Annotated in this window: 25 protein-coding genes, 2 pseudogenes and 1 other annotated feature; of the genes and pseudogenes, 11 read left to right on the forward strand and 16 right to left on the reverse strand. The window is 62.2% G+C overall.

Going from position 1 to position 23949, the window contains the following annotated elements:
- Window positions 1–17: 17 nt before the first annotated feature.
- Window positions 18–992, forward strand: a complete 975-nt coding sequence (gene nrdF, locus ACQCSW_RS09865; protein WP_111909053.1) for a class 1b ribonucleoside-diphosphate reductase subunit beta — start codon at window positions 18–20, stop codon at window positions 990–992.
- A gap of 226 nt (window positions 993–1218) precedes the next feature.
- Window positions 1219–1910, forward strand: a pseudogene (locus ACQCSW_RS09870) (transposase); the annotation flags it as partial.
- A gap of 160 nt (window positions 1911–2070) precedes the next feature.
- Here ACQCSW_RS09870 and ACQCSW_RS09875 read toward each other — a convergent pair.
- Window positions 2071–2292 (reverse strand): hypothetical protein, encoded by a 222-nt coding sequence (locus tag ACQCSW_RS09875; RefSeq protein WP_426990559.1) that lies wholly within the window; start codon window positions 2290–2292, stop codon window positions 2071–2073.
- Between the two features lie 276 nt (window positions 2293–2568).
- Between ACQCSW_RS09875 and ACQCSW_RS09880 the strand changes: the two genes are divergently transcribed.
- From ACQCSW_RS09880 to ACQCSW_RS09890, 3 genes are all read left to right on the forward strand, one after another.
- The gene (locus tag ACQCSW_RS09880; RefSeq protein ID WP_426988519.1) at window positions 2569–2889 is read left to right on the forward strand and encodes a transposase; all 321 of its coding nucleotides are present in this window, start codon (window positions 2569–2571) and stop codon (window positions 2887–2889) included.
- Window positions 2847–2960 (forward strand) — a sequence feature (AL1L pseudoknot). (Overlaps the previous gene by 43 nt.)
- A gap of 244 nt (window positions 2961–3204) precedes the next feature.
- Window positions 3205–3474 carry a DDE-type integrase/transposase/recombinase gene (locus tag ACQCSW_RS09885; RefSeq protein ID WP_426990560.1) on the forward strand — a complete coding sequence of 90 codons (270 nt, stop codon included), beginning with the start codon at window positions 3205–3207 and terminating at the stop codon, window positions 3472–3474.
- A gap of 402 nt (window positions 3475–3876) precedes the next feature.
- Complete coding sequence (locus ACQCSW_RS09890) at window positions 3877–4185, forward strand: integrase core domain-containing protein (RefSeq protein WP_354167936.1); 309 nt, start codon at window positions 3877–3879, stop codon at window positions 4183–4185.
- A gap of 333 nt (window positions 4186–4518) precedes the next feature.
- Here the strand turns inward: ACQCSW_RS09890 and ACQCSW_RS09895 are convergent, their stop codons facing one another.
- A complete protein-coding gene (locus tag ACQCSW_RS09895; protein ID WP_426987616.1) occupies window positions 4519–5877 on the reverse strand; it encodes an IS110 family transposase in 1359 nt (452 codons plus the stop codon).
- Between the two features lie 474 nt (window positions 5878–6351).
- On the opposite strand from ACQCSW_RS09895, the gene ACQCSW_RS09900 reads away from it, so the two are divergent.
- Window positions 6352–6588 (forward strand): CGNR zinc finger domain-containing protein, encoded by a 237-nt coding sequence (locus tag ACQCSW_RS09900; RefSeq protein ID WP_426990663.1) that lies wholly within the window; start codon window positions 6352–6354, stop codon window positions 6586–6588.
- 383 nt (window positions 6589–6971) lie between these two features.
- Here the strand turns inward: ACQCSW_RS09900 and ACQCSW_RS09905 are convergent, their stop codons facing one another.
- From ACQCSW_RS09905 to ACQCSW_RS09925, 5 genes are all read right to left on the reverse strand, one after another.
- The gene (locus tag ACQCSW_RS09905) at window positions 6972–7487 is read right to left on the reverse strand and encodes a recombinase family protein (protein ID WP_426990561.1); all 516 of its coding nucleotides are present in this window, start codon (window positions 7485–7487) and stop codon (window positions 6972–6974) included.
- 137 nt (window positions 7488–7624) lie between these two features.
- Entirely contained in the window at window positions 7625–9475 is a 1851-nt protein-coding gene (locus tag ACQCSW_RS09910; RefSeq protein ID WP_426990562.1) for a hypothetical protein, read from the reverse strand.
- Window positions 9472–10500 carry a hypothetical protein gene (locus ACQCSW_RS09915; RefSeq protein WP_426990563.1) on the reverse strand — a complete coding sequence of 343 codons (1029 nt, stop codon included), beginning with the start codon at window positions 10498–10500 and terminating at the stop codon, window positions 9472–9474. The genes ACQCSW_RS09910 and ACQCSW_RS09915 overlap by 4 nt, the downstream gene beginning before the upstream one ends.
- Before the next feature lie 1504 nt (window positions 10501–12004).
- Entirely contained in the window at window positions 12005–12880 is an 876-nt protein-coding gene (locus ACQCSW_RS09920) for a hypothetical protein (RefSeq protein WP_426990564.1), read from the reverse strand.
- The gene (locus ACQCSW_RS09925) at window positions 12877–13284 is read right to left on the reverse strand and encodes an AAA family ATPase (protein WP_426990565.1); all 408 of its coding nucleotides are present in this window, start codon (window positions 13282–13284) and stop codon (window positions 12877–12879) included. Before ACQCSW_RS09925 ends, ACQCSW_RS09920 begins: the two co-directional genes overlap by 4 nt.
- A 31-nt stretch (window positions 13285–13315) precedes the next feature.
- Here ACQCSW_RS09925 and ACQCSW_RS09930 point away from each other — a divergent pair, with 31 nt between their 5' ends.
- Complete coding sequence (locus ACQCSW_RS09930; RefSeq protein WP_426990566.1) at window positions 13316–13468, forward strand: hypothetical protein; 153 nt, start codon at window positions 13316–13318, stop codon at window positions 13466–13468.
- 67 nt (window positions 13469–13535) lie between these two features.
- Here ACQCSW_RS09930 and ACQCSW_RS09935 read toward each other — a convergent pair whose 3' ends face one another.
- Entirely contained in the window at window positions 13536–14750 is a 1215-nt protein-coding gene (locus tag ACQCSW_RS09935) for an aminotransferase class I/II-fold pyridoxal phosphate-dependent enzyme (RefSeq protein WP_426990567.1), read from the reverse strand.
- Between the two features lie 292 nt (window positions 14751–15042).
- On the opposite strand from ACQCSW_RS09935, the gene ACQCSW_RS09940 reads away from it, so the two are divergent.
- A complete protein-coding gene (locus ACQCSW_RS09940) occupies window positions 15043–15780 on the forward strand; it encodes a VOC family protein (protein WP_426990568.1) in 738 nt (245 codons plus the stop codon).
- Between the two features lie 26 nt (window positions 15781–15806).
- Here ACQCSW_RS09940 and ACQCSW_RS09945 read toward each other — a convergent pair whose 3' ends face one another.
- Complete coding sequence (locus ACQCSW_RS09945; RefSeq protein WP_426990569.1) at window positions 15807–16886, reverse strand: PDDEXK nuclease domain-containing protein; 1080 nt, start codon at window positions 16884–16886, stop codon at window positions 15807–15809.
- A gap of 178 nt (window positions 16887–17064) precedes the next feature.
- Between ACQCSW_RS09945 and ACQCSW_RS09950 the strand changes: the two genes are divergently transcribed.
- Both ACQCSW_RS09950 and ACQCSW_RS09955 read left to right on the forward strand, forming a co-directional pair.
- Window positions 17065–17454, forward strand: a complete 390-nt coding sequence (locus ACQCSW_RS09950; protein ID WP_426990570.1) for a cupredoxin domain-containing protein — start codon at window positions 17065–17067, stop codon at window positions 17452–17454.
- The gene (locus ACQCSW_RS09955; RefSeq protein WP_426990571.1) at window positions 17451–17855 is read left to right on the forward strand and encodes a hypothetical protein; all 405 of its coding nucleotides are present in this window, start codon (window positions 17451–17453) and stop codon (window positions 17853–17855) included. Before ACQCSW_RS09950 ends, ACQCSW_RS09955 begins: the two co-directional genes overlap by 4 nt.
- Window positions 17856–17862: 7 nt before the next feature.
- On the opposite strand, the gene ACQCSW_RS09960 is transcribed toward ACQCSW_RS09955, so the two are convergent.
- The 5 genes from ACQCSW_RS09960 to ACQCSW_RS09980 form a co-directional block, all read right to left on the reverse strand.
- Window positions 17863–19392 (reverse strand): FAD-dependent oxidoreductase, encoded by a 1530-nt coding sequence (locus ACQCSW_RS09960; RefSeq protein WP_426990572.1) that lies wholly within the window; start codon window positions 19390–19392, stop codon window positions 17863–17865.
- 147 nt (window positions 19393–19539) lie between these two features.
- Complete coding sequence (locus ACQCSW_RS09965; RefSeq protein WP_354253113.1) at window positions 19540–20010, reverse strand: DUF4383 domain-containing protein; 471 nt, start codon at window positions 20008–20010, stop codon at window positions 19540–19542.
- A 280-nt stretch (window positions 20011–20290) separates the two neighbouring features.
- Window positions 20291–20401, reverse strand: a complete 111-nt coding sequence (locus ACQCSW_RS09970; protein ID WP_426990573.1) for an ATP-binding protein — start codon at window positions 20399–20401, stop codon at window positions 20291–20293.
- A gap of 101 nt (window positions 20402–20502) precedes the next feature.
- A complete protein-coding gene (locus tag ACQCSW_RS09975; protein ID WP_426990574.1) occupies window positions 20503–21447 on the reverse strand; it encodes a Gfo/Idh/MocA family protein in 945 nt (314 codons plus the stop codon).
- Window positions 21448–21814: 367 nt separating this feature from the next.
- Window positions 21815–21991, reverse strand: coding sequence for a CsbD family protein (locus tag ACQCSW_RS09980; protein WP_354253115.1), 177 nt, complete (start codon window positions 21989–21991; stop codon window positions 21815–21817).
- Between the two features lie 793 nt (window positions 21992–22784).
- On the opposite strand from ACQCSW_RS09980, the gene ACQCSW_RS09985 reads away from it, so the two are divergent.
- Window positions 22785–23603, forward strand: coding sequence for a CPBP family glutamic-type intramembrane protease (locus tag ACQCSW_RS09985; RefSeq protein ID WP_426990575.1), 819 nt, complete (start codon window positions 22785–22787; stop codon window positions 23601–23603).
- A 54-nt stretch (window positions 23604–23657) separates the two neighbouring features.
- Here ACQCSW_RS09985 and ACQCSW_RS09990 read toward each other — a convergent pair whose 3' ends face one another.
- Both ACQCSW_RS09990 and ACQCSW_RS09995 read right to left on the reverse strand, forming a co-directional pair.
- Complete coding sequence (locus tag ACQCSW_RS09990; protein WP_426990576.1) at window positions 23658–23792, reverse strand: hypothetical protein; 135 nt, start codon at window positions 23790–23792, stop codon at window positions 23658–23660.
- Between the two features lie 58 nt (window positions 23793–23850).
- Window positions 23851–23931 (reverse strand): annotated as a pseudogene (locus ACQCSW_RS09995) (hypothetical protein); the annotation flags it as partial.
- Window positions 23932–23949: the final 18 nt, after the last annotated feature.

The following is a 23949-nucleotide window of genomic DNA, read 5'->3' on the forward strand; positions in this document are numbered from 1 at the left end:
AACATTTAGGGGATGACATGACCGAAAAGGTCAAGCTACTCAGCCACGTCGAGGCCATCAACTGGAACCGCATCCAGGACGACAAGGACGTAGACGTCTGGAACCGCCTGGTCAACAACTTCTGGCTGCCGGAGAAGATCCCGCTGTCCAACGACATTCAGTCGTGGGCCACGCTGACCCCGGACGAGCAGCAGCTCACTATGCGCGTGTTCACGGGCCTGACCCTGCTGGACACCATCCAGGGCACCGTCGGTGCCGTTTCGTTGATTCCAGACGCGATCACCCCGCACGAGGAAGCCGTCTACACGAACATTGCGTTCATGGAGTCTGTGCACGCCAAGAGCTATTCCTCCATCTTCTCCACGCTGGCCTCCACCAAGGAGATCGACGAGGCATTCCGCTGGTCCACCGAAAACGTGAACCTTCAGAAGAAGGCCCAGATCGTCATGGACTACTACCAGGGCGACGATCCCCTGAAGCGCAAGGTGGCCTCCACACTGCTGGAGAGCTTCCTGTTCTACTCCGGTTTCTACCTGCCCATGTACTGGTCCTCACGGGCCAAGCTGACGAACACGGCTGACCTGATCCGCCTGATCATCCGCGACGAGGCCGTACACGGCTACTACATCGGCTACAAGTTCCAGAAGGGCCTCGAGGGTCTCTCCGAGGAGCGCAAGCAGGAGATCAAGGACTACACGTTCGAGCTGCTCTTCGAGCTGTACGAAAACGAAGTCCAGTACACGCACGACCTCTACGACTCCGTCGGCCTGGCCGAGGACGTCAAGAAGTTCCTGCACTACAACGCCAACAAGGCGCTGATGAACCTGGGCTACGAGGCCATGTTCCCGGCTTCCGTCACGGACGTGAACCCGGCTATCCTGTCAGCGCTCTCGCCGAACGCCGACGAGAACCACGACTTCTTCTCGGGGTCCGGTTCCTCGTACGTCATCGGCAAGGCCGTCAACACCGAGGATGATGACTGGGACTTCTAATGGCTACTATCGGTCGTTAAGCGGCCCGTGGTTGTTGTTGATGAGCAGCAGGTGCTAGGTGCGTGGGTCAGTTATGAGGGCGCCGGTTTTTAAAACGCCGGCGGATTTACCGGGCCCTGCGGCGGTGGCTGGGAGAATCGGGGGTATGGATACCGGTTCTTCCGCGCAGGATGGTTTGTTTGACGAGTCGTTGGTGGAGCGGGTCGAGTCGCCCGCCGATGTGCCGATGGATGCCAACGGCGGGGCCAGGAAACGCTTCAAGGCGTTCGTGCCGGATGCGGTGATGCTGGTCCCGCCGTCGCTGGAGGAGTGGTTGCCCCAGGGGCATCTGGCCCGGTTCATTGGAGAGCTTGTTGACGGGGAACTGGATCTGACCCGGTTCTATGCCTCCTATGCCAAGGCCAAGGGCCAGCCGCCGTATGATCCGCGGTTGATGCTGCGGATCGTGCTCTACGGATACTGCGTCGGGGTGCGGTCCTCGCGGGAACTGGAAAAGGCGTGCACGGACGTGGTCGCGTTCCGCTGGCTGGCCGCCCAGCAGGCCCCGGATTTCCGGTCCATCGCCCGGTTCCGCGAACGCCACCTCGCGGCGTTGGCCAACGTGTTCCTGCAGGCGCTGGAGCTCTGCCGGGCCGCGGGCATGGTCTCGTTGGGCCATGTGGCACTGGACGGGACGAAGGTCCGGGCCAATACTCCCGGCACAAGGCGATGAGCTATGCCCGGCTGAGCGCGAAGCAGAAGGTGTTGGCCGATGAGATCAGTGACCTGATGGCGGAGGCCAAGACCGTGGACGCGGCCGAGGACGCCCGCTTCGGGCCGGGCAAACGCGGTGATGAGCTGCCTGCGGAGCTGGCCAACCGGGCCCGGCGCGCCGCCGCGATGGCCACCGCCCGGGAATCCATCGAAGCCGAAGCCGCGGCCAATCCTGAGAATATCAAGGTCAGACACGTTGTTAGGAAAAGCCGCCGCCGATCAACATCGCCCATCGATCGCAGAAGGCCGCCAAATAGAGATCAAGTTCTACCTCGGCCCCGCGCGGCTTCAACCCGTCTCAGCAAGGGATCCCTTGCTGAGACGGTCAGTCCTCGTAATTAGACTTCTGTTCTACCCAGTCGACGATCTCGTCCGAGTAGAAGAGATCGGGTTTGGGGCCGTCTTCGCTTGCAACTTCGGCTGCTACAGGACCTCCAACATTGGCGACTTCAGATGCAACATCGTCCGGCACGGCATCGCCGTTGTTGTCGATTAACCATGCCCGGGTTGAGGGGCTTAGTCTCGACCACCACTGATCCTCGACCATGCCGCATGGCGCCGACAGAACAACACCAAATACGGCCGCGATTCACAGTCCAGCAATGCCAACAGGCTGTGGGCTACCACGGGCTCCTGCCTGTCATTTTGTCACGACGGCGGCGAGGAGGTCTTCAGTGGCGCAGCGCAACCGCATGGTGTGGGCGCCGCAGCGGCAGTGGGAGTAGGTGACGGTTCCGGAGGACGTGGAGTGCTCCGATTGGACTTGCCAGTGAATCGCCCCGGGTTTAATGGAGGGTGTTGAGTCCTTGAAAGGATGAGCACCATGCCAGCACCGAAAAAGTATCCTGACGAGCTTCGCCAGAGGGCGGTCCGGCTTGTGATGGACGCGCAGAAGGACCCGAGTGGCCGGCGGGGTGCCTGCACCCGGATTGGTGCGCAGCTGGGCATCCCGGCAGATACCATCCGTGGCTGGGTGCGTAGCGTGGAGATCGATCAGGGCGTGCGCCCTGGCACTACCACCGATGATTCGACCCGTCTGGCCGAGCTTGAACGCGAGGTTGTTGAGTTGCGCCGGGCCAATGCGATTTTGAAATCAGCATCAGCTTTCTTCGCGGCGGAGCTCGACCGCCCCTCACGACGATGATCTCTTACATCGATAAACACAAGGACGAATACGGGGTCGAGCCGATCTGCAGAGAGCTGCCGATTGCCCCGTCGACCTACTACGCTGCCAAGGCACGACCGGAGTCCAAACGGTCAATAACCGACGCCGTGACGGCGGAGAAAATCACCCGGGTGCACCGGGAGAACTACAGTGTTTATGGGGCCAGGAAAGTTTATGCGGCGCTGAACCGAGGGCTGCAAAGTGGCCCGGTGCACCGTGGAGCGGCTGATGCGCCGTACCGGGTTGCACGGTGTTCGCCGTGCCAAGGGGCCCCGCACAACGGTGCCAGGACCCTTGTCGGAGCGGCCGGCGGACCTGGTTCGGCGACAATTCAGCGCACCTGCTCCGAACTGCCTCTGGGTCGCAGACATTACCTACATTCGAACGTTCTCCGGCTGGGTTTACGCGGCCTTTGTTTTGGATGTTTTCTCCCGCCGGGTGGTCGGCTGGCAGCTCTCCAGGACCATGCACACAGCCCTGGCACTGGACGCCCTGGAGATGGGGTTATGGACCCGCCGGCGCGAGGGGAAGGACGTCTCCCAGCTCGTACACCATTCCGATTAAGCCGAGGAAAACGTTAACCCGGGGACTGGCCCTGTGGGCCCGTACTTCCACGGGTTTGTGCCTTGTTCCTCGGCTTAATGTTTCGTGGGTCATCTGGAGTGTCGAACTGTTGTAGGTTGTTGTCGCCAGACCAATCCTCGTCAGTGAGACTGGCTGATGGAGGAAGCGGCGGTATCCAGCCATTTTCGCCATGCCCAGCGTGACGAATGTATGAAGGCGTAAACGGTGGGCATACCTTCGCGATGGAGCTGTGGCCTGAGGGGCCAAAGAGCGCCTAATCGTTAAGCCGAGAAAACTACCCCGGAGTCCCGAAACGACGTAGCAACAAGCCCGACATTCGGCTTAACGTTTTTCTCGGCTTAATCGGAGTTAAGCCGAATTCGGTTTAACTCCGACAGAGGGGTGCAGTATCGTGCCATCCGATATACCGAACGCCTTGCTGACGCCGAAGCAGTCGCCTCCGTGGGAGCCAAGGGTGATAGCTACGACAATGCCATGGCAGAGGCGCTCAATTCCCTCTTCAAGGCCGAGCTCATCCGGAACAAAGGTCCGTGGACCGGCATCAACGACCTTGAAATCGCCGTCGCCGAATACATCGATTGGTACAACCACCGGCGTCTCCACGGCGAGATCGGGTATATACCGCCGGTAGAAGCAGAAACCATTTTCTACTCAAATCTGCCCACCATCAAAACGATGGAACGGGTCTAACAAACCCTCCACCAAACCCGGGGCTTGACACTATCGAAACCCAGACAATTACAAATCGCGTATTCTCTTGAGAAGTGCGGCCTGGATGGCAGCATGAGCAATCATCTCAGCAGACCATTCCCCGGGAACCTTGACAAGATTCCCTAACGCTTGTCAACCCTTTTTTGGCTCTGGACGGCAGGCATGCCGGGTGCACCCTCGCCTGTGTTTTGCCGGTGAAGGCTGGGTGCTGCCCCGTCCGGGGACAGACCGTCGCAGGGTGCCGCCGGTGGCTGGTGGTGGGGCAGAACGGCATGGGTCCGGTCGCCGAACGGAGCGGAGGGCCAGTGGTACTTACCGTGTTAGGCGTGCCCGTTTCGCTTCGAGGGTGTGGGACCGCGACTGGGTGCGCTGTTGGGGCGTGACGGTGTAGTGGGAGGCGATGAGCTCTTTCGCTGCCCGTTTGGTGACTGGCTGCCCTTGGAGGTCGCGCAGCTCGTACATCTGCCCGGTGGTGAGGGTTTTCCAGGTTCTTTCGGCCAGTTTCCTGGCGACCGCGATGGTGGCCTGGGTGTGGCAGTGGCCGTGTTCGGTCATGAGCCGGTGATAGAACGCGGCCAGCTGCGGGTCCATGGTCCGGGCGACGCTGCCGGCCTGGTAGAACGCCAGCCGCAGCGGTGCCGGCCCTTCCTTGCTGATGGCCCGGTGGGACTGGTGCATCGTCCCGGATGACCAGTTCGAAGGGGTAATACCAACATAGTTGGCAGCCTTCTTAGCGCTGTCGAACCCGGATCCGTCGCCGAAGTAGGCGCGGATGCAGGGACCGATGGCCGGGCCCACTCCGGGTAAGGACAGCACCAGCGGGTCATCGCCGTAGAGGTGCTCCCACCACTGCCGCGCGTGGGAGGTGAAGCGCTCGACCCTGGCCCGTGACTCCTGCAGATCTGTCAGGTGTTCGGTGACGTCCACGGCCAGCGCGTCCAGATCCAGATGCCCCTCCCAGAAATCTGCCCATCCCCGCGCCGCGGCCTTGATCGCGGCAGCACGGGCGGGCGTATCTCCAACGTCGCGGGTATGCTCGGCGACCACGGCAGTAAGCGTTGCTGAGCGCGCCGATGCCAGTGATCGGAGGTGCGGCCAGCGGCCCAGAACCGCCAATGCTGTTGACTCGGATCCGGCGAACGCGGTCCACACATCGGGGAAGGCCCACCGTGCCAGCGACAGCAGCCGCCGCCAGTGCCGGTTCCCGTCAATGACGGCGCCGGCCCGGCGGACCACGGCCCGTCGCAGTGCCAGCTGCCCCGGGGATGCCAGGACCAGCGGTGGCGGGTCGAAGATCTCCCCGGCGTGGGTGAGTACTTCGGAGTCGATGACGTCGGACTTGTTTTTGCCCATGATGGCCGCGCGCAGCCGTGAGGAGTGCCGGGCGCCGATCATTTCCATCTGCCCGCCGGCCCGTTCGACCGCGAGGGTCAGCGCCAGCCAGGTCATGGATGTCGGTTCCACGACCGCTGTCAGCGGCGCCGGTACTGCGGCCAGCCGCTGTGAGAGTCTCTCCAGCCCGGCAAGGGTTGGGTCGACAGTGAAGCGGCTCAGATGTTCTGTTCCGTCGTCGAAAAACTCCCGCACCGCGATGTGATGCCGTGCTGTGATGGCCGCATCGATACCTGCCACTGCCCGCACGATCCCCGCGGGTTTATCCTGATCTTGCATGATGGTTCTCCCTTTCGCATCGAATACGTGCGATGGAACAACCCGTCGTTGCCGGTCCACCAGCCGAGTCACCAGGCCGGGTAGTCCACCTCTTGGGAGAACCGTCATGCGTTGCTTCCAGCGCCGGGCGGCGACCTCCCTCACATGCCCGCAACTGCTGAGGAAGCGTCGGATACGGTTCCCGCGCTTGTAAGTCATCCGGTGCCTGCCCGGACGGAAACCGGTGCTGCGCACCGTTTCCTTCCGGCCACCAATTCCCTCAATCGGGTCTGCTTGGAAGACAGGCCGGGGGCGACGATCTCTTTCACGGGCCATGACGCCCAGCCGAAAACCGGAACCACCCCGGCCCCTCCCAAGGCCACCGTAAACCGACAGCCACCCACCTCAACAGGGGGTACTTAAGAGATACAAGCCATCAAAGCCGTCACATCGGGTGGCCTGGCCCTGTTCATTGCCTGGAGCGGCGGCGAACGAATCGGCGCCTGTGCACGGGAGAGCTGCTCCCAGGCGTTCGTAGATAGTTCAAAGGCCGGCCGCCAGCGTTACTGCAGCGCCCGATGCGGAAATACCGATGCCGTAGCCCGGCACCGCCAATCCGCGAAAAGGGCGTCTTCCCCGGAAAGGAACGCTCTGGACCGAATTCCAACTCCCGGAAAACTAGGCAGGCCCGTATGGGCACGAAAGCTTCCGGTCGAGCTCAATGAACCTTGAGGATAGTCATCCTCCAATGGCCCTGTAAAGGTTGTATCGATAGCTCTCGTCATCGCACTTTTCCTCGCGCTTGCCGCCCTCGTGGTCTCGGCAATTAGAAGCGATTGGACGACGTCCGTCATAGCGCCTCGCTCAGGTTTTGCACCGGCTTATCTGTGACTTCGCCTATGTACGCTGAGGGACCCGCTTGCGTGCGTCCGTCGGCCATAAAGCGCTGCGGAAACCACACCATTTACCGCTGCGATCCACAGGGTCCTTTTCCGGCTTCCGCCACACGATCGGGCGAGGGTCTAGCCACGATGCAACGTCGGACTGCCGCATCGTCCCGTTAGTGGGATCGGCTGAGTGTCCGGAGGGTTAGGCGCCTCTTCATCACAATGTCGTCAGGGGCTGGTGTAAACGTTGTTTATTGCCGGCGGACGATAATGTCGGGGTGGTTCTTCTCGACCCAGTCGGCCATCCGGTTGCCCCGCAGCGTTATGAACTTCAGCGAGGCTTCCCGAACCCTGATGTACTCGTCCTTCGTCGTCGGGACGCCGGGGCGCTTGAAGTTCCAGCATGACAAACGCCAGCTGGCTCATGGGGCTGTCAGGCTCGGCGGTGTCGATGGCTAGCGGGTCCGCCAGGGTCCGGATGCCCACGCCCCGCTCTTTGAGTTCGTGGACCATGTTCAGAGTGTCGCGGACTGTCCGGCCCAGCCGGTCCAGGGTGTGGACCACGAGAACATCACCATCTCTGGCATGGGTCAATGCTGCCTGTAGCCCTGCGCGGGCAGTGGTGGCCCCGGACTTCTTGTCCACGAAGATGTGTTCCCTGGTAATGCCGGCGGCCGCCAGGGCGTCCAGCTGTCGGGTCAGAGCTTGCTTCGCCGTCGATACACGCGCATAGCCAATATCCATCCGTGCACCGTACCGAAAGTTGCACCTGTGACGGGTCATTGTGGCGGGAGTTTTGGGACAACTTAAAGGACAACCGGACCCGCGCATGGGGCACCGCCTGAGGTGGGCCCGCCGCCCCCCTTACTGCCCAGCACCGGTCAGGGCGCTGGGCGCACGACGATGGCCGAGCCGCACTGGTTGATGAGCGTGCCGGAGCTTGAGGCTGCGGTGGCGGTCTTCGTGCCTGTGGCGGAGGTATCGGTCAGCGAGAGGGAGTTGACCTCGATGGCCGCGTTCGACTTGGACGCGATGTTTGACGTTGCGTCTCCGAGTTCCGTTGTTCCTGACGGCGGCATGAAGGTGGTGGTGGCCGAGTTGGTGCCGTTTCTGGCGCCGTGGGCCGTCAACAGCAGCGCCCCCGGCGTCACCGGCGTGATCGACGGAGCCCGGACATCCGGGTAGGCAACCCCACTGTTGGTGTCAGTGGTAGGTATAACATCCAGCGGTGTTGTCTGGTTTGCGCCCTGCACGGCAACACTGGACCAGGCATAGCGGGAGGCCGGCTCAGGTACGCTCGGCGCGGCATCGCCGGACTGCATCACTCGATACCAGACCGCCTGGTGCGCCGAAGTGGACCCGGCGCTGGTGAAGTCGCCGACAGCCCGCGTCCATCCGGACGGAGCCGTGGTGTTGGCCGACCCGGACACTGTGACCTGCGAGAACAGGAAGACTGTGTCTCCGGGTTGCCAGCCTGCCGGCAGGGTGGCCGTGTACGAACCCGCCGCGGTCAGCTCACCGGACCCGGTAGCCGAAGACCGGACCGAGACCGCTGTCGCCGTCGATGTCGGCGTAGGCGTAGGCGTAGGCGTAGGTGTTGGTGTTGGTGTTGGTGTTGGTGTTGGTGTTGGTGTTGGTGTTGGTGTGGGCGTAGGTGTTGGCGTAGGCGATGGGCTCGGTGAGGACGCCGTGCGGGTGAGCGTGAAACTGTCGGTGAAGGTTCCGCCCGAGGCGCCGACGAACTGACCGGTGAGCGTCGTGTCGGTCACTGACACCTTCAAGAAGCCGTATGTCGGGTTGTTGTTGCTGCCCATGAACTGCTGGAAGTAGGGCGCCGTCGCAGTGTTGCTCTCGCTGTTGAGTGACCTGCCGCCCGAACCCACGGTGGCCAGAATCGTCCCGGTCCCGGCGGCGAACTGGGCATTGGGGTTCGTATCGGCCACACAGTCCGGGTTGAAGGTGCCGACAGGGATGGCTGTGCAGCTGCCTTGGAGCGCGAGCGGGTAGCTGCGTGCATACGCGTGGTCGTGTGCCTGCAGGTAGAGGTCCACTTTCTTGGCCACCAGCAGGTTCATCAGGTCAGGGCTGGCGGCGCAGGGGTAGTTGACCATCGATAGGCAGTACATGTGCATTCCGACAACGACGAACGGGATCCCCGCAGCCCGTGCCGCGTCGATCGCCGACGACACGAAGCTGTAGCCCTGGGTGCCGGCCTTGTAGGACCAGTTCAGGGTCGTGCCGCTGAAGGTCAGCTTCGGGGACACCATGATCACTCGGACCGATGGGTTGTCGGCCGGGTAGTCCGTGTAGAACTGCTGGCCGTAGTTTCCTGTGGCGCCGAGCCGGTCCGGCAGGCACGCGGCGAAGTTCGACCACACCCCGTCTGGTCCGTCGTCCTCGTGGTTCCCGGACACTAACTCATAGGGCATCGTCCCGGCGTGCTGGGTGACGAACGAGCACCAGGACGACTCCGGGGTGATCTGGGAGTAGGACATGTCGCCGAGGTTGAACATGGCCGCGGTCCCCGCGTTACGTGCTGCGTCGATCACCTTGCCGGTCACCGTGTTGCCGCCGGTGTCTCCGGCGAACCCCAGGCTCACCGAGGATGCGGCGGTGGCCCGGGGCTCGGGCGATGTGGCGAGAATGTAGGCATTGGCGAGAACGAGTGCGCCGCCGAGCAGGACGGCCAGCGCTCGGCGCAGTGGGCGGCGCTCGTGCCGGCGGCCGTTCATCGACAGCTCCATTCGGTCGCGCGGCGCAGCCCGTTGCCTGCCGCGGAGAACCCGATGACAACGGTGGTCCCGCCCTGCCGTGACACCGAGCTCGCCGACCCGGACACTCCGGCGAACTGGTCGTCCGAACCAGGTGGCAGGATCCGGGCGCTCTTACCGATCCACATCACCGCCTGGGGTCGCGACGCGCGGAAGGACGGGTTGCTGCCCGCTCCCACGGCGGTCCCCGCGACCCCTGCGAACGCGCTCGAGGAGGGGCCGGCGGCCGCTGCGCCCACATCGGTGATGGGACCGGCGGCGTTCCAGGCGACCGCGTGGGTTCCGCCTGGCACTGCACTCTGGCCGAGCGCCTGCCCGGCGGAGTCGATCGCGAGCACCACACCGCCTCGGCCGGCGAGGGTCGGCAGGGCCTTCGGGGTGCCGTCCGGTGCCCACAGGACAGGGGTACCGCCGTCGCTGAGGGCCACACCGCCGATGGTGCCGTCTGGGCCGATCGCGAAGGCATGGCCGCCCCGCGTCCCGGGGGGAAGGGTGAGCACGCGTGGTGCTGCGCTAACGCTGGCCCAGAGAGCGGGACGCCCGTCCTCATCGGCGCCTGGCCCGTCAGAGTGTTCTTCGTCCGCGACCAGCACTCCGGCGACGGCGCCGCTGTCCGAGACCGCCGAAGGGAGCGCTATGTCACCGGGGCCCACCGGAAGCGGGTGGTACTGCCCGCTCTGCCACCACCAGCCCACCAGCATTTCCTGGTTAGCGTCATACCCCGTGCCGACTACTATTCCGTCCGCGTTTACCGAGGTGGGGACGGGGACCTGGAGCGGGATCGAAAGCGGCGTCGGTTGACCGTTGCGCCAGAGGACTGGAGCGGACTCGCCTGCGGCGGTGTCGGCGATGCCGACCACCAGGCCGTTGCTGCCCGCTGCGATCGCATTGCTGCCGTGGCCACCCAGACCGGGGAGCAGTCGAACCGCACAGTTGGTGGCAGCCGGCAATTCACCCCCGGCAGCGGACGCAGCAACCGGCACCATCACCAGGCCACCCTCCAGCGCAAGCAGCAGCGCTGTCAGCAGTGCCTGAAGCCGCGTATTCCGCGACCTGCGTAGATGAGGACCAGCCGAGCGACCGCCTCCCCGCCTTACGCCAAGCCACGAAGTCCTGCGGCCGCTACCACGCCCGCCTATGTGAAAAAATCCATAGTCTTGCAATGTTGCTCCCCGGAGTTGAACTCCATATCCCCAGCAGCACAATCGACCACTGCCATAGCCAGCCTGTGCTCACGAGCCTAGGATTCAGCTCAAGCGGATGTCACGAGTAACAGGTACCTGCATTCAAAGCGCCCGGATACTTGGAAAGCATCCACCCCACGCCACCGTTTTTCTGCGATCACGTCGTCGACGATGTAGGCCGGCATTCGGACTGCCTTTGCATGGGATTCGTCGGCCCTCCACCGGGAGTGCCGCGCAGACGGCCGGTACGGGGGCGTGACCTCAGGAGCCTGAGCAGGAGCCCTTCGAGTACCCGCACCCCGACTGGGCGCCCGACATCCGCCTCATCGGCGCCCTCCGGTAAGGAATCCACTTCCCGGCTGCATCATGCGCCAAATAGCGCTGCGAAGACGCCGCCATTTACCGCCGAAAGTCACGGCCCCGCCGACCAAGGCTCCTTGCCAGTGACGAGCATCACGTCGGATGGCTAATGTATTTCGAGTTGCGCCGCACACAAGCCGGTATGCAGCTGATCGAAATCGTCTTGTTCGTTGTCCACCCTTCCGTCGCCACGACCGGGATATCCATTCCGTGGTTCGTTGGCGCCTGCCTGAAATTTGTAATTGCTCATCTGTACGCCAGCCGGGGAACGTGATGCCGAAGTGCAGTTCCCCTCCCTGCCTGCAGCACCGGCCGGGCCTCAACTGTTGCTCCTATTCAGGAGGGGTATGCCGGGGTTTCCGCCTGGAGACATAGACTGCCGGACGTGGCAGATGACGCAAGAAAATACAGTGCAGGAACCCGGGCAGCCTTATTCGCTCTCGGGAAGGGGACCTGCTATTTTCGAGACTGCAAGAAGACAGTGGTCGAGGAGGTTGAAGGCCAGCAACAAATAGCTGTGGAAATCGCCCACATCAGGGGAGCCAACGAAGGATCAGCGCAGTACGACCCTGGAATGACGGACGAAGAGCGTGCTGCATTCAGCAACCTTGTACTGATGTGCACGCCCCATCACAAGCTCATCGACGGTCCATGCAGGGATGAGTATCCGGCCGAAATGCTCCACGAGTGGAAGAAAGGGCATGAGCCCGGAATTAGCAGTGCCTCCGGCGAGGGCATTACCGCGGACAACCTGGAATCACTCCTCGAAAGTTTCCTAGCCAAAGTCGGGCCCATCCGGCAAATTACCGCCGATCTAGAAACGGCCCCAAAACGCTCGCGTTTTAGGGCCGTTTCGTTGGTGCAGCCGAGCCTAGCTACTCATCGAAGACTCTTGCAGTATGTCGCCGACTATGCGTGCCGCGCGGAATTTGAGCCGTTGGCAGCCTCAGCCTGTCAGCTGGTCACAAGATCCTGCCGGCCAAATGCAAGTGCTTTGGGCATGTGCCCACGCATGAAACTCCACCACGACCCGTAACCTTCGAATCTCCTCCAGGGTAATGGCAGTTCGAGCGAAATCTTCAACAGTGTTAGCCCGGAGCTTGTTTGCTTTTAGGACCTCCGAGAGTACCCATGCGAGGGCGGACGCGATGTGATGCCCATTATGAAAGAGCTCAAGCTCTTTGCTGCCTTTTTCGTGAACAAGATCCTTCACATCGACCGATTCTAAATAACCGCGACCCCCTTTGTTCTCGACGAGGCGGTTCAGCTCGACGGACCTTAGCTTGGCGGTTTGAGCATCACCGAGGAGGTGTACCGGGAATTCCTTCATGCTGACACCTGGGGCGCTGACTGACAGATGCAGTCGTGCAGCAGTCCAAGGCTCGACCAGGCCGATAACGACATCCCGCCAAGTGGGTTGACCGATTTGTGCCAGGACCGTCTGATCCCTTACTTGCGCGTTGGAAGTGACGATTCTGTCAATCAATCCCTCGATAGCAAAAAGATCCGCATCCAAGTCGGCGAGTTGACTGTAGAAAACCTGTCCCTCGGAGATACATGGATCCAACGGGTCACTGTCCAAGACAGCTGACACGCGATTAGCCCCTTGAAGGACCAAGTCCTGCATACATTTTGCGACGTTGTGTTTTCCGTCGAGGAACTCTACTTCCCACGCCTCGACTGGAAGAATTCGGTTGAATAGTTTGAAATCCGTAGCCCCCTCTACGAGAAGATAAAAACGCTCGTCTACCATCGCCTGCATGAGAATTTCATTGGCCTTGGTAGTTGGCGTCATTTCGTCGCGGAGATCGCAAACTGTCATTCCGGATCTCCCAGCGCCTGAGTGAGGTGCCAAGAGTTATTGATGATTTGGGGGGAATGCGTCGCTATTATGAAGCGGACATTGGAAACACTGGAAAAGCTCTGTAGATCGTCCAAAAAGGCTTTCTGCCAAGCGACGTGCAGGGAAATCTCGGGCTCGTCGATCAAGACTAGTGCATTGGGCTTGGCATCAAAAAGGAGGTATTTGGTTAGGATTAATTCGTGCTGCTCGCCGGAAGACAAATTGGCAACGCTGAGCATTCGGCCTGAAGATCCCTCGATAGCCAGCGAACGATCTTCCCGAAAAAACACGCGCTTGCGATGGAAGCGGCGGTTTAGCGTTTCTGTGAACAAATCCAAACGACTAAGCAGTTCCCTGAAGGATTCCAGCTTCTGATCGGCCAAGGATGAAAGTGGCCGCAAAGCTGACCTCAGCATGTTTGCCGATAACCAGCTGGGCTCCGATGACGTGCTGCCGGGTGACAAGTCCCGTGGGTATATCGCGTTCGACATGGCACCGGGGGCGGCAACTGTGATGATCTCCGATCCGCTGATGCAGGAAGCCGCGCGGATTCAGATCCCGGAGTAACCGGAACTTCGGCGCGACGCGGAGGGAGTCCTGTTGGCTATGGCGGGCAGGGCTCCTTCATCACGAATCACGGGCGGCTTTCCAGCATCGCCGCTTCGAATGCCGGTAAGCTGCGTTCGATCATGTTTTCGTTGGCTGTCAGGGAGATCCGGAAGAAGCCAGGCGTCTCGAACAGCACGCCCGGCAACACGAAGACATCCCGGCGGGCAAGTGAGGTGGCGAACGCCTCGTCGTCCGAAATGGGGGACGTGACATACAGGTAGAACGTGCCCTCCGGCCGCCGGACGAGGTACCCCATGCCGCCGAGCACATCGACGAGACGGTCCCGGCGCCGCTGCAACTGGCCGACGTCAATGGTGAACTTCTCCAGTTCGGGAAGCGCGTGCTGCAGCAGGGCGTTCGGATACACCCAGCCCATCGCCACCTGCAGGCCCGTGATAGCCGGCTCCATCTCATCCCGCTGCGGCATGGTGGGCGGCAACGCCAGGTAGCCGACGCGCTCGCCTGGGGAGAGATGGGTCTTGCCGTAGGAGTAGGCCAGGAGCGTGTGCGGGTAGAACTCCACAGGGCTGTGGAATCGCAAGCCGTCGAACACGATCCGGTTGTAGGCCTCGTCCGAGATGAGGTAAATCCGCCGTCCAATCCTCGCCGAGGCCGCCTCCAGCAGTTCGGCCAGCCGGACCAGCAATTCGGGGGGATAAATCCGCCCCGTGGGATTGTTGGGCGAGTTGACGATCACTACCCGGGTGCGTTCCGTGATGGCGGCCTCGATCGCGTCGAGGTCCAGGTCGAACGTGGTTGTGTTGATTTTCACCTTCACCGGTACGAGCCCGGCTTCAAGGATCAGCGGCTCGTATAGGAACCAGGGCGGCAGGCTGTAAATGATCTCGTCGCCGGGATCGGCGACGGTCTTCAGCGCAAGGGCAATGGCGGCGAAGCCACCGGTGGTGAGGTAAATATCCTCCGTCCGGAAGGGCACATCCAGCAGCCGGTGAAGGGATTGAGCGGCTGCTTCCCGGGCGGCCTCGCCGTTGGTCTGGTAGGCGAACCACTGATCATTCTGAGGAGCCAGCGCGTCCCGCAGCGTATTCACGTAGCGGTCGGCCGGCATCTGGTGCGGATTGCCGAAGGTGAAGTCGCAGCCCGGCACCTGCCCGTGCCCGCGGGCACTGTACTCCCGGATGTAGGCGTTAACCCGCTGAAAGGAGGGGATCGACGCCAGCCGTGCAGCGCGATCAGATACCGCCGAGGTTGTCTGGGATGTGGCTGTCGGATCGTTCATGTCAGCGCTCCTGTGTAGGGCAGCCCGGTGGGGCGGCAGTCGGATGGGCGGCGCGCTGCCAAGCCAGCGGAGGCCCGTAGTAAGAGCCATTGTTGACTCGACGACGCATTGGAGTAAAGACTCCGCGATAGCGACCGATCTCTGTCGCCGTGAAAGGCGCCGTGGTAGGCGCCCGTGTTGTCAGCCGTGCCGTGCGGCGGGGTGGGGAAGGGGCAACGCGGTGTAGAGGGAATGGCCCGGACTAGGGCGTGCCTCCCATATCGTGTATTACCTGGGTATAGGGTCGGGCGGTATGGCGCTGCGACTTGTTCAGGTGAATTTCAAGGCTCGGGATGACTCAACGCTGGGCCGGTTTTGGGCGGAGGCGCTCGGCTGGGGTGTTTCCAGCGAGGGACCCGGTGTGACGAATGTTGAACCTGTGGACTTCGTCTGGCCGGACCCCGCGGCCGTCTGCATCGATGTCGTCACCGTCCCGGAGCCCGAGACGGTGAGGTACCGCGCGCACCTCGATCTAGCCACCACCTCTGCAGCCCATCACGCGGAGCTGGTCGCGCGGCTGTTGGAGCTCGGTGCGACGCCCGCGGATGTGGGCCAAGGTGATGTGCCGTGGACAGTCCTGGCCGACCCGGAGGGCAATGTGTTCTGTGTGCTGGAGCCGCGACCGATCTACCGGGACACCGGGCCGATTGCCACGGTGGTGGTCAACTGCGCGGATCCGCGGGCCCTGGCCCGGTTCTGGGGCGAGGCTACGGACTGGACCCTGCACGAGGTGACCGACGATCATGCGAGGCTGCGTTCGGCCAAAGGCGTCGGGCCGTATCTGGAATTACTTCGCACGTCCGGCGTGGAGACCGTGTGGAACCGTGTCCACCTCGACCTGATGCCGTACCCGGGTGATGATCAAGCGGCAGAAGTGGCCAGGCTGCGGGCGCTGGGCGCCACTGACGCCGACGTCGGCCAGGGCGATGTGTCATGGGTGTGCCTCGCCGACCAGGAGGGCAACGAGTTCTGCGTCCTCACCCCGGGCTGACGCAGAGCCTTGCATATCGATTCCGGCTAATTCACCGAATCTCCTTGGGAAAAGTCTTGCGAAAGCTCGGCTTCGATTTCGCTGATGCTGGGGAGCGTGGCAGCGAATTCCTCTGGCAAGGACGCCACAATCGCGGATTCCCATTCGGCGATACCGATCGGTTTCGAGAAGCCCCGCAGAGAGTACTCGGCCACGACGTTGTTCTTCGTTTTGCACAGCAGCAGTCCGATGGTCGGCTCGTCGTCAGCATGACCCAGGAGGTCGTCAACAGCGGACATGTACATGTTGATCTGACCCAGATACTCCGGCTTGAAGGCGGTGGCTTTCAACTCCACCACGACGAAGCAACGCAGCTTGAAGTTATAGAACAGCAGATCGGCGAAAAACTCATCGGCGCCGATAGTCAACCGGACTTGCCGGCCGACAAAGGCAAACCCTTGGCCGAGTTCCAACAGGAACTTTTCGACGTGCACCACGAGCTGTCCCTCAAGCTCACGCTCATTCCGCTTGCCTGTCATGGACACGAAGTCGAAGACGTATGGGTCCTTGAATGATTGCTGGGCAAGATCCGAGTCCGACGGCGGCAATGTCGCTTTGAAGTTGGTGATCGCCCTGCCGGAGCGTTCGTGGAGTTTCGTCTCGATATGGTGTGCCATTACGTTGCGAGACCAGCCATTCTCGACGGCGGCAGCTGCGTACCAGAGCCGTGTTTCGGGGTCGTTGAGCTTATGGATCAGCGCGAGGTGGTGGTACCAAGGCAATTGTGCAAGCGGCGCTTGCACAATTGCCTCGGTAGGCCATGTTTCAGCGAAGGCCCGCATGTATTTCAGGTTTCGCGGCGAGAATCCGGTTGCTTCGGGAAACTGCCGCTTGAGATCAACTGAGAGCCGGTCGACGATTCGGGCGCCCCAGCCTTCGAGACTTTGGCGTTCCAGAATGTCCCGCCCGATCGCCAGATAACTGTGCAGCATTTCCTGGTTCGCAGCGGCGATCGCCTTGGAACGGCCAGCCCTGACTTTGCCCGTGACGGACGCCAGCAAGTCCGGGTACCAATCCGGCATGCTGGACGCCGTTGGTGCTGTTTCAAACGATGCTGGTGTCGACATGTGGAGCGGTCCCTTTCGTGGCTGTCATTTCCCCTGAACCTATCGGCGGGCTCTGACATTCAGCGCCGTCGGCCGCCCTTCACCGAACCGCAGGTGCCATTTCCGTCTGATGCGCGCACAATAATAGGGACAGGCGGGGCCTGGCCGGCCCTGGTTTCCGGAGTCGAGGACGGTCACCGTGAGAGCGATTCAGGGCAAGGCCGCAGTGCTGCTGATGGCGGCGCTCCTGTTGGGCGGTTGCGGCTCCAGCAGCTCACCCAGCTCTCCGGCGGCGTCCCCCGGGCCGGGGACAGCGACGACAGGAGCGGTCAACCCGGGAGCGCCAACGATCACCATCAAGGACTTCGAGTATGGAGCGCCGCTGACCGTCGCGCCGGGCGCCCTTGTCACGGTCACCAACGTGGACGCAGCCGGCCATACCGTCACCGCGGATCAAGGCAAGGCATTTGACGTGGATGTCAAGGGAAGCGGGGGGACGGCCACGTTCACGGCGCCCTCGGCACCGGGCTCCTACCCCTACCACTGCGCCTATCACCCCAACATGCACGGCACGCTGACAGTCAAATGAACATGGCACTGAGGGCACTGACCGCACTGGCTCTATTCATCGACGCCGGGGTGCATATTTATCTGGCCCCCGGCTACCAGGCGGCCTCGCCTGGCGGAATCGGACAAGGCAACTTGTTCCTGCTCGAATCGGCTGCGGCAGTGCTGGCGGCGCTGTGGGTTCTGTTCCGCGGCAGCAGAGCCTCCTTTGCCCTGGCCCTGGTGGTGGCTCTGAGTGCATTCGTCGCCGTGGTGTTGTACCGGTATGTGGATATTCCGGCCTTCGGACCCTTCCCCGCGATGTATGAGCCGGTGTGGTTTTTTGAGAAGTCCCTCAGCGCCGTGGCTGAGGGAGCCGGTGCCCTACTGGCCGCTGTGGGCGTGGCGCGTACCGCCCCCAAGCGCCGGTCCGGCGGCAACTAGCGGGGGATCAGGGCGTCGGTGCGGGTGGGAGGTTCTTGGCGGCGGGCCCTTGGATGACGGTGCCCTCGGTGGTGAATCGGGAGCCGTGGCAGGGGCAGTCCCAGGTTGTGTCGGCGGCGTTAAAGCCGACGGTGCAGCCCAGGTGTGTACAGGTGGCGGAGACGGCGTGGACCTGCCCGTCTCCGTCTTTGTAGACGGCGGTGCTCTCGCCGTTGACTTTGATGACTGTCCCCTCTCCGGGCGATAGTTCCGTCTGGCTGGGCCGGCCTCGGAGTTTGCCGGCCAGGACAGCTTCCACGGTCTTGATGTTCTCCGTCATGAACCTTCTCGCGCTGGCTGCCGGGGTAATCCGGTTGCTGTTGAACACCGAGGCCCAAGGGTTCTCCCGGCCGTTGAGGGTGTCAGTGAGAATGAGCGCGGCCGCGGTTCCGTTGGACAGGCCCCATTTGCGCAGGCCAGTGATCACGTACACGTGTTTGGCGGTGGGTGACATAAGTCCGGCGTAGGGCAGCCCGTCGAGCGGGATGCCGTCCTGAGTTGACCAGCGGTAGGCGACCTTGTCCACGCCGAGGCGGTCGTGGGCGAAGGCTGCGAGTCTGCGGTACCGCGCGGCTGTGTCACCGGACTCGGACACGCGGTGGCCCTCGCCGCCGGTAAGCACATAGCTTGTGCCGTTGACGCTGGCGGTCAGAATGGATCTCATCGGTTCGTCGACGCTGATGAACGTGGCGTCCAGCGGTGGCGTGTCCACGCGTCCGGCGACAAGGTAGGAGCGGTGCGGATGGCACCGCAGGTAGAAAAGGCCCTGGTCGCCGAACGGCACATTCGTGGCGACGATGATGTCGCGGGCCCGGACGGTGCCGTGTTCGGTATCGACGACGGCCGGGGAGCCGTCGTGGATTCGCTGCGCCTGGGTCTGCTCGAAGACGAAGCTGCCCTCACCGTTGACCACGCGGGCGAGACCCTGGAGGTATTTCACGGCATGGATTTGCGCCTGCCCGTCGAATCGGACCGCACCCTTGACAGGGAAGGGCAGTGGTACCTCTGTGGTGAAGGCTGCGGGCAGGCCGAGCCGGGCCGCAAGGTTGGCTTCGGCGCGCACGAGGTCGAGCGCGTCGTCGGTTTCGGCGTAGGTGTAGTTGGCGACGTGGCGGAAGTCGCAGTCGATGGCTTCCTCGGCCACCAGCTGCGCGACGTGTTCGATCGCGGACTGGTTGGCCTGCCCGTACGTTCGAGCGGTCTCGTCGCCGTGTTTGCGTGCAAGTTCGGTGTAGGCAAGGCGGTGAAGGGAGGTGACCTTGCCGGTGGTGTGGCCGGTGACGCCGGTTCCGACGCGGGCGGTGTCGATGACCGCGACGGCGTGGCCGTTGCGCTTGAGCGCCAACGCGGCGGTCAGCCCGGCGATGCCCGCCCCGATGACCGCGACATCGACCTCCAGATCCCCGCGCAGGACGGGATAATCGGTGGTTCCGGCGGTAGCGACCCAGAGGGAGCGGGGTTCACCTTCCGGCCGTCCACTGTTCGATGCGTCATTCACTGCGTCACCTCAGGATCGCCCGGTACTGCTCGGCTGTGTAAAGGCGGCGTAAGCAGCCGCCGACGCCGAGGGAGGCGACGGCGACCGTCCCGGGGATTTCGCGCCCCGGGGACGGCCGCCGTCGTCCGTTTTCCACGAACCGTGGCGTTATGGGGTGCTTCCCTTCATCTTCTCCATGGCGTCCCTGCCGAGCCAGAGCCCCAGGCCCACCATGCCGACACCCAGAACCAGGTGCAGCCAGTTATCAGCAGTGTTGAACGGGACGAAGTTGGCGGCTGCGTTCATGTCGATGACCAGGCCGTAGATCCACAGGAGCAGGTACACGATGCCGCCGCCAAGCAGGAACCAGCGGGCCATCGGGTTTGTCCGGGCCATTGCAATGCCAGCCGCGCCGAACAGCAAATGCACGATGTTGTGCAGCACGGACACTTGGAAGACTCCAAGGAGCATGGCCCCGGACTCATGTCCCGCAAAGGTCATGGCGCCGTAATTGGTGGTGATTCCCGGGATGAACCCGAGGACTCCAACCAGCAGGAAAACCGAACCAATACCGATGGCGGTGTTGTGAAGCGTCAACCCCATCAGGTGGTGCTGTGCAGGGTGTGAAGCGGTAGTCATGACCTTCCCTTTCACGCTGTTTACCGGTTCATCTGATGGCGAACCGGTCTCGCGGCAAGGAGTCGCAGGAATCCTGCCGACGCCCATATCGTACTCCTGAAAACCGCGTGTGTGCAGGGGAAACATGGCCCTTGGGGGCCTCGGATTGGCGGTGACCGGATCAGTGGGGGGCTTGCTGTGTGGTTAGACCCAGACGACGAGAATGGCGCTCTGAGTGTTAACGCCAACCGAAAATAGGGCCAATAGTGCCAATTGAAAACGGGGCCACGGGGTTGTTGTTCTATTGTGCCGTACTGGCGGCGGGTTGGTGTTTTTTGAGGCGGTAGCTGCTGCCTTTGAGGCTGATGACATCGGCGTGGTGGACGATCCGGTCGATACCCCAACGACGCATAGCAGCCCGCCGGCACCAACCAGACCGACCCTCCTGTCGAGACCGAGCACCCGTCTATGTTTCTGGGCGCTGAGAGGTCTGATTTAGGCCCGGGAATGGTGCTACGCGTCCGCGGCAGCCAAGGATTCGATGATGAGCTCACACACCTCGTGTGTGGTTAGCGCGTCCCCGGCATCGAGTCTCGTACCGGTGCGCAATGCGTCCAGAAAATGCCGGCACATATCCTCAATGCCGCGTCGATGGCCTACCGGCTCCCAGGCGTCGACGGGCAGCAGTCTAGTCTCGCCGTCGTGCGCCACGGTGTCGCTCAGGTTGGTGACATCGCGCCGTTGGCCGGCGCCGGCGGTCTGCAGCACTTCGCTGTTGGACCCGCTGGTGCGGTTCATGATGGCCAGGCCGTTGAATCCACCGTCCTCCAGTTGCAGGATGACGTGGTGCAGGTGGCCGTTCCCATCGATCCTCCCGCGCACGTCAATGTCGGCCGCACCCGGCGGAGCCAGCATCCTCAGGGTGTCGACAAGGTGGATAAAGTCGTCGAGGATGATGGTTCGAGCGTTTCCGAGGCCGTTGTGACGGTCCTTTTGCAGGATCACCAAGTCGCGCGGGTGGTTCAGCGACTCCGTGTAGGCTGGCGCGAACCGCCGGTTGAAGCCCACCATGAGGGAACGTCCGCGTCCCCGCGCAAGGGCCACCATTTGCCGGCTTTCGGCGATGCTGTAGGAGAGGGGCTTGTCGACGAAAACGTCGATGTTGGCCTCGAGCAGGCGGGTGACGATGTCGTGGTGGTGTTGAGTGGGGGCATGGACGAAGGCAGCGTGCGGGCCCGCATCAATGAGCGCCTCAAGGTCCGTGTAGAGGCGGGGGACCCGATACGCCGCGCCGATCCGTTCCAGCTTGTCCCGGTCGCGTGTCATGAGGTGGAGCTCCAGCCCGGGCTGGCTAGCCAGCACGGGAAGGTAGGCCTTTTGCGCGATGCTGCCGATGCCTACGACGCCTATCCTGAGAATATCGTCGCGGGCGCTGGCCCCGCTTAGGGTATTTTTCATCTGAACCTCATGGTGGCTGAAGAACGGGAATGGCAAACATCCGCCCTTGTGTCAGGACTGCTGAAGGATTGACTGACAGCTGGGGACGGAAAGCTTCCATGCGGCTGGTGCCGTCTTGTCTATTGTCCCCAACATGATCGGGCCAGCCGCCAGGGGCGCGCCGACCGCCTGTGCGGTGGCAGGTGCCGGACACCCGAATCGGCCGTTGCCGACGGGTCGCCTGCGCAGGTTCGTGTTGGGGACTCCTGCCCAACATGTTGGAGTAAGAAGACGCCTTCGGACAACCGTCATAAGATCCGTGACACACCTCACCAAAGGTAAGGGGCGCCTCCCGTTCGCAAGAGACGCCCCGGCTTGTGGGTAGCAGTCAGTCTTTCTTAAACGCATCCTTGATATTTTCGCCTGCCTGCTTCAGGTCCGCTTTGGATTGATCCGCCTCACCTTCGGCTTCAAGCCGCTCATTGCCGGTAGCCTTGCCTGCCGCCTCTTTCGCTTTGCCAGCGGCTTTCTCGGCCATGTTGCCCATCTTGTCGTCGAGTCCCATTCGGGGCCTCCTTTTTACTGCAGCCCGACCCGTTGGAGCTGCTCAGTGGATCAGTGTAGAGCCGCTCAGTTCGTCCGAAAAGGGGCGGCAGGAAGAGCCGAAACGGGCAGGACGTGTCTTCATTCTGCACAATTAGTGAGCAGGCATAACCGAAGCATCCGACAGCACAGGGCGTGCCCGGTCCTGTTCGACCACGATATGGTCCTAAACGTCCCGGCAGACGAGGGGCAGAAGCCTGCTTCAGCGGCGCACTGCTACCCGATGAGACGTTCGTCCACGCCGTACCTTCCGTCTCCTCGGGCTTATGCTCCCATGCTTCCGTTTTAGAGCGACAGCATTTTTACGGGGCACTCTGAGCCCGGCGCGACGTTCAGAGCGAGCGAGCAGGGCCAGCATGCTCAGAGTAATTGCCATCCAGAGCATTGCCGCAGCAAGGACGATATAAATCAAGGTCAGCGTGTGCATTTGAGTCTTCCAAGGGAAGGGCTTCGGCGAGGGGCGAAATTGTTCCGGTCCGGTAGTAGTTGTCCCTCAGTCTGGAGACCTGTCTGCATCTTCTCAGATTCTGTGTCCATCCGGAAGTGCCTCAAAGTCATGGGCCATTCTGGGCGCTTCATCGACACCGGGCTAACCACTGAGATGGCCGTCCGCGCTGTACTAAGCGGCCGACATCGACACGCGGAAAGCTTTCACCGGGGGCCTGCCCGAACTGCAGGCGCCCCTCGGGTTGTCACTGGAAATGCCAGGTGATTGGACGATTTGCTGGAGCGACCATCGCTGACATGCTTGTGGGGTGACATCGATCTCGACGCAGCCACCCCGTATCGCGCTCACGTGGAAGCTAGTGCCAGCGGTCCTACTCTCAGTGTCCGGAGTGCTGCTATTCGGCGTCGAGAATGACCTCCTGGGCTACAGCGTGCTCGCGTTGAGCCTAGTCACGGCAGCGCTGATCGACCGCGAATTCGTGCGGCACCTCGCGGTAATCGCGGCGGGGATGGTGATCATCAGCCTGGTTCCGCTGAACGCTGACTTGAGCATCCCGCACATGACCCTGATGGGTGGTGCCCTCGCGCTGGCCGTACTGGTGCCGTGGCTGGTGTCCCGGTTCGTCTACCGCGAGAAGATCATCAGATTTCCGGTGAACACGGGCCGCAAATGGCCGTTGTCAGCGAAGCTGTACCTGATCGCTGTTGTGGCACTCGGTTACTTGATTCTGCCGGTGTACCTGATACGCACGGAGGTTTATCAGAACTGGCCGGACGCCTCCGACGCCACCATCTTCTGGCGCCTTTTTCTCGGCGTGAACGCTGTTGGAGTTTGGGACGAGCTGTTCTTCATCTGCACCACCTTCACTCTGCTCCGGCGGCACTTCCCGGACTGGCTCGCCAACATTCTGCAGGCCGTCGTCTTCTCTTCTTTCCTGTGGGAGATCGGCTACACGGCCTGGGGTCCGCTTCTGACGTTCCCATTCGCCCTGCTGCAGGGATATACCTTCAAGCTGACTAAGTCGCTCACGTATGTGGTGACGGTGCACTTGGTCTTCGACTTCGTGCTGTTCCTCGCGCTGGTGCACGCGCACAACCGCGACTGGCTGCCGATCTTCTTGTACTGAGCCCCTGCTCGCGTGCGCAGGTGCCAATTGTGAAAGTGGCATTTGCACGAATTGTCAGACGGTGGTCCTGCGGAATTGGGAGAAGGCCTGGGTATTCTCGCCGTCCTCGAAAATGCGTGAGCCCGACCCGACTATCAGACTGTCGGGTTCCTCGACGAGGTCGGCGTCCTTGTCCTCGTAGTCGAACATATGGAGTTACGTGGCGCATTGCTTCCTCCCTGGCCCGCTTCTTGTCGTAGCCCTTGCCCACTGTCCATGGCGCCCAGTCAGTGTCCGTGGCCAGGAACCTTGATTCCTTGGCCCCGGTGTAGGAGTACCACTTGTCCAGCGAGGATTTCCAGTCCTG

The sequence above is a fragment of the Pseudarthrobacter sp. Y6 genome (assembly GCF_050156205.1).
Taxonomy (GTDB): domain Bacteria; phylum Actinomycetota; class Actinomycetes; order Actinomycetales; family Micrococcaceae; genus Arthrobacter.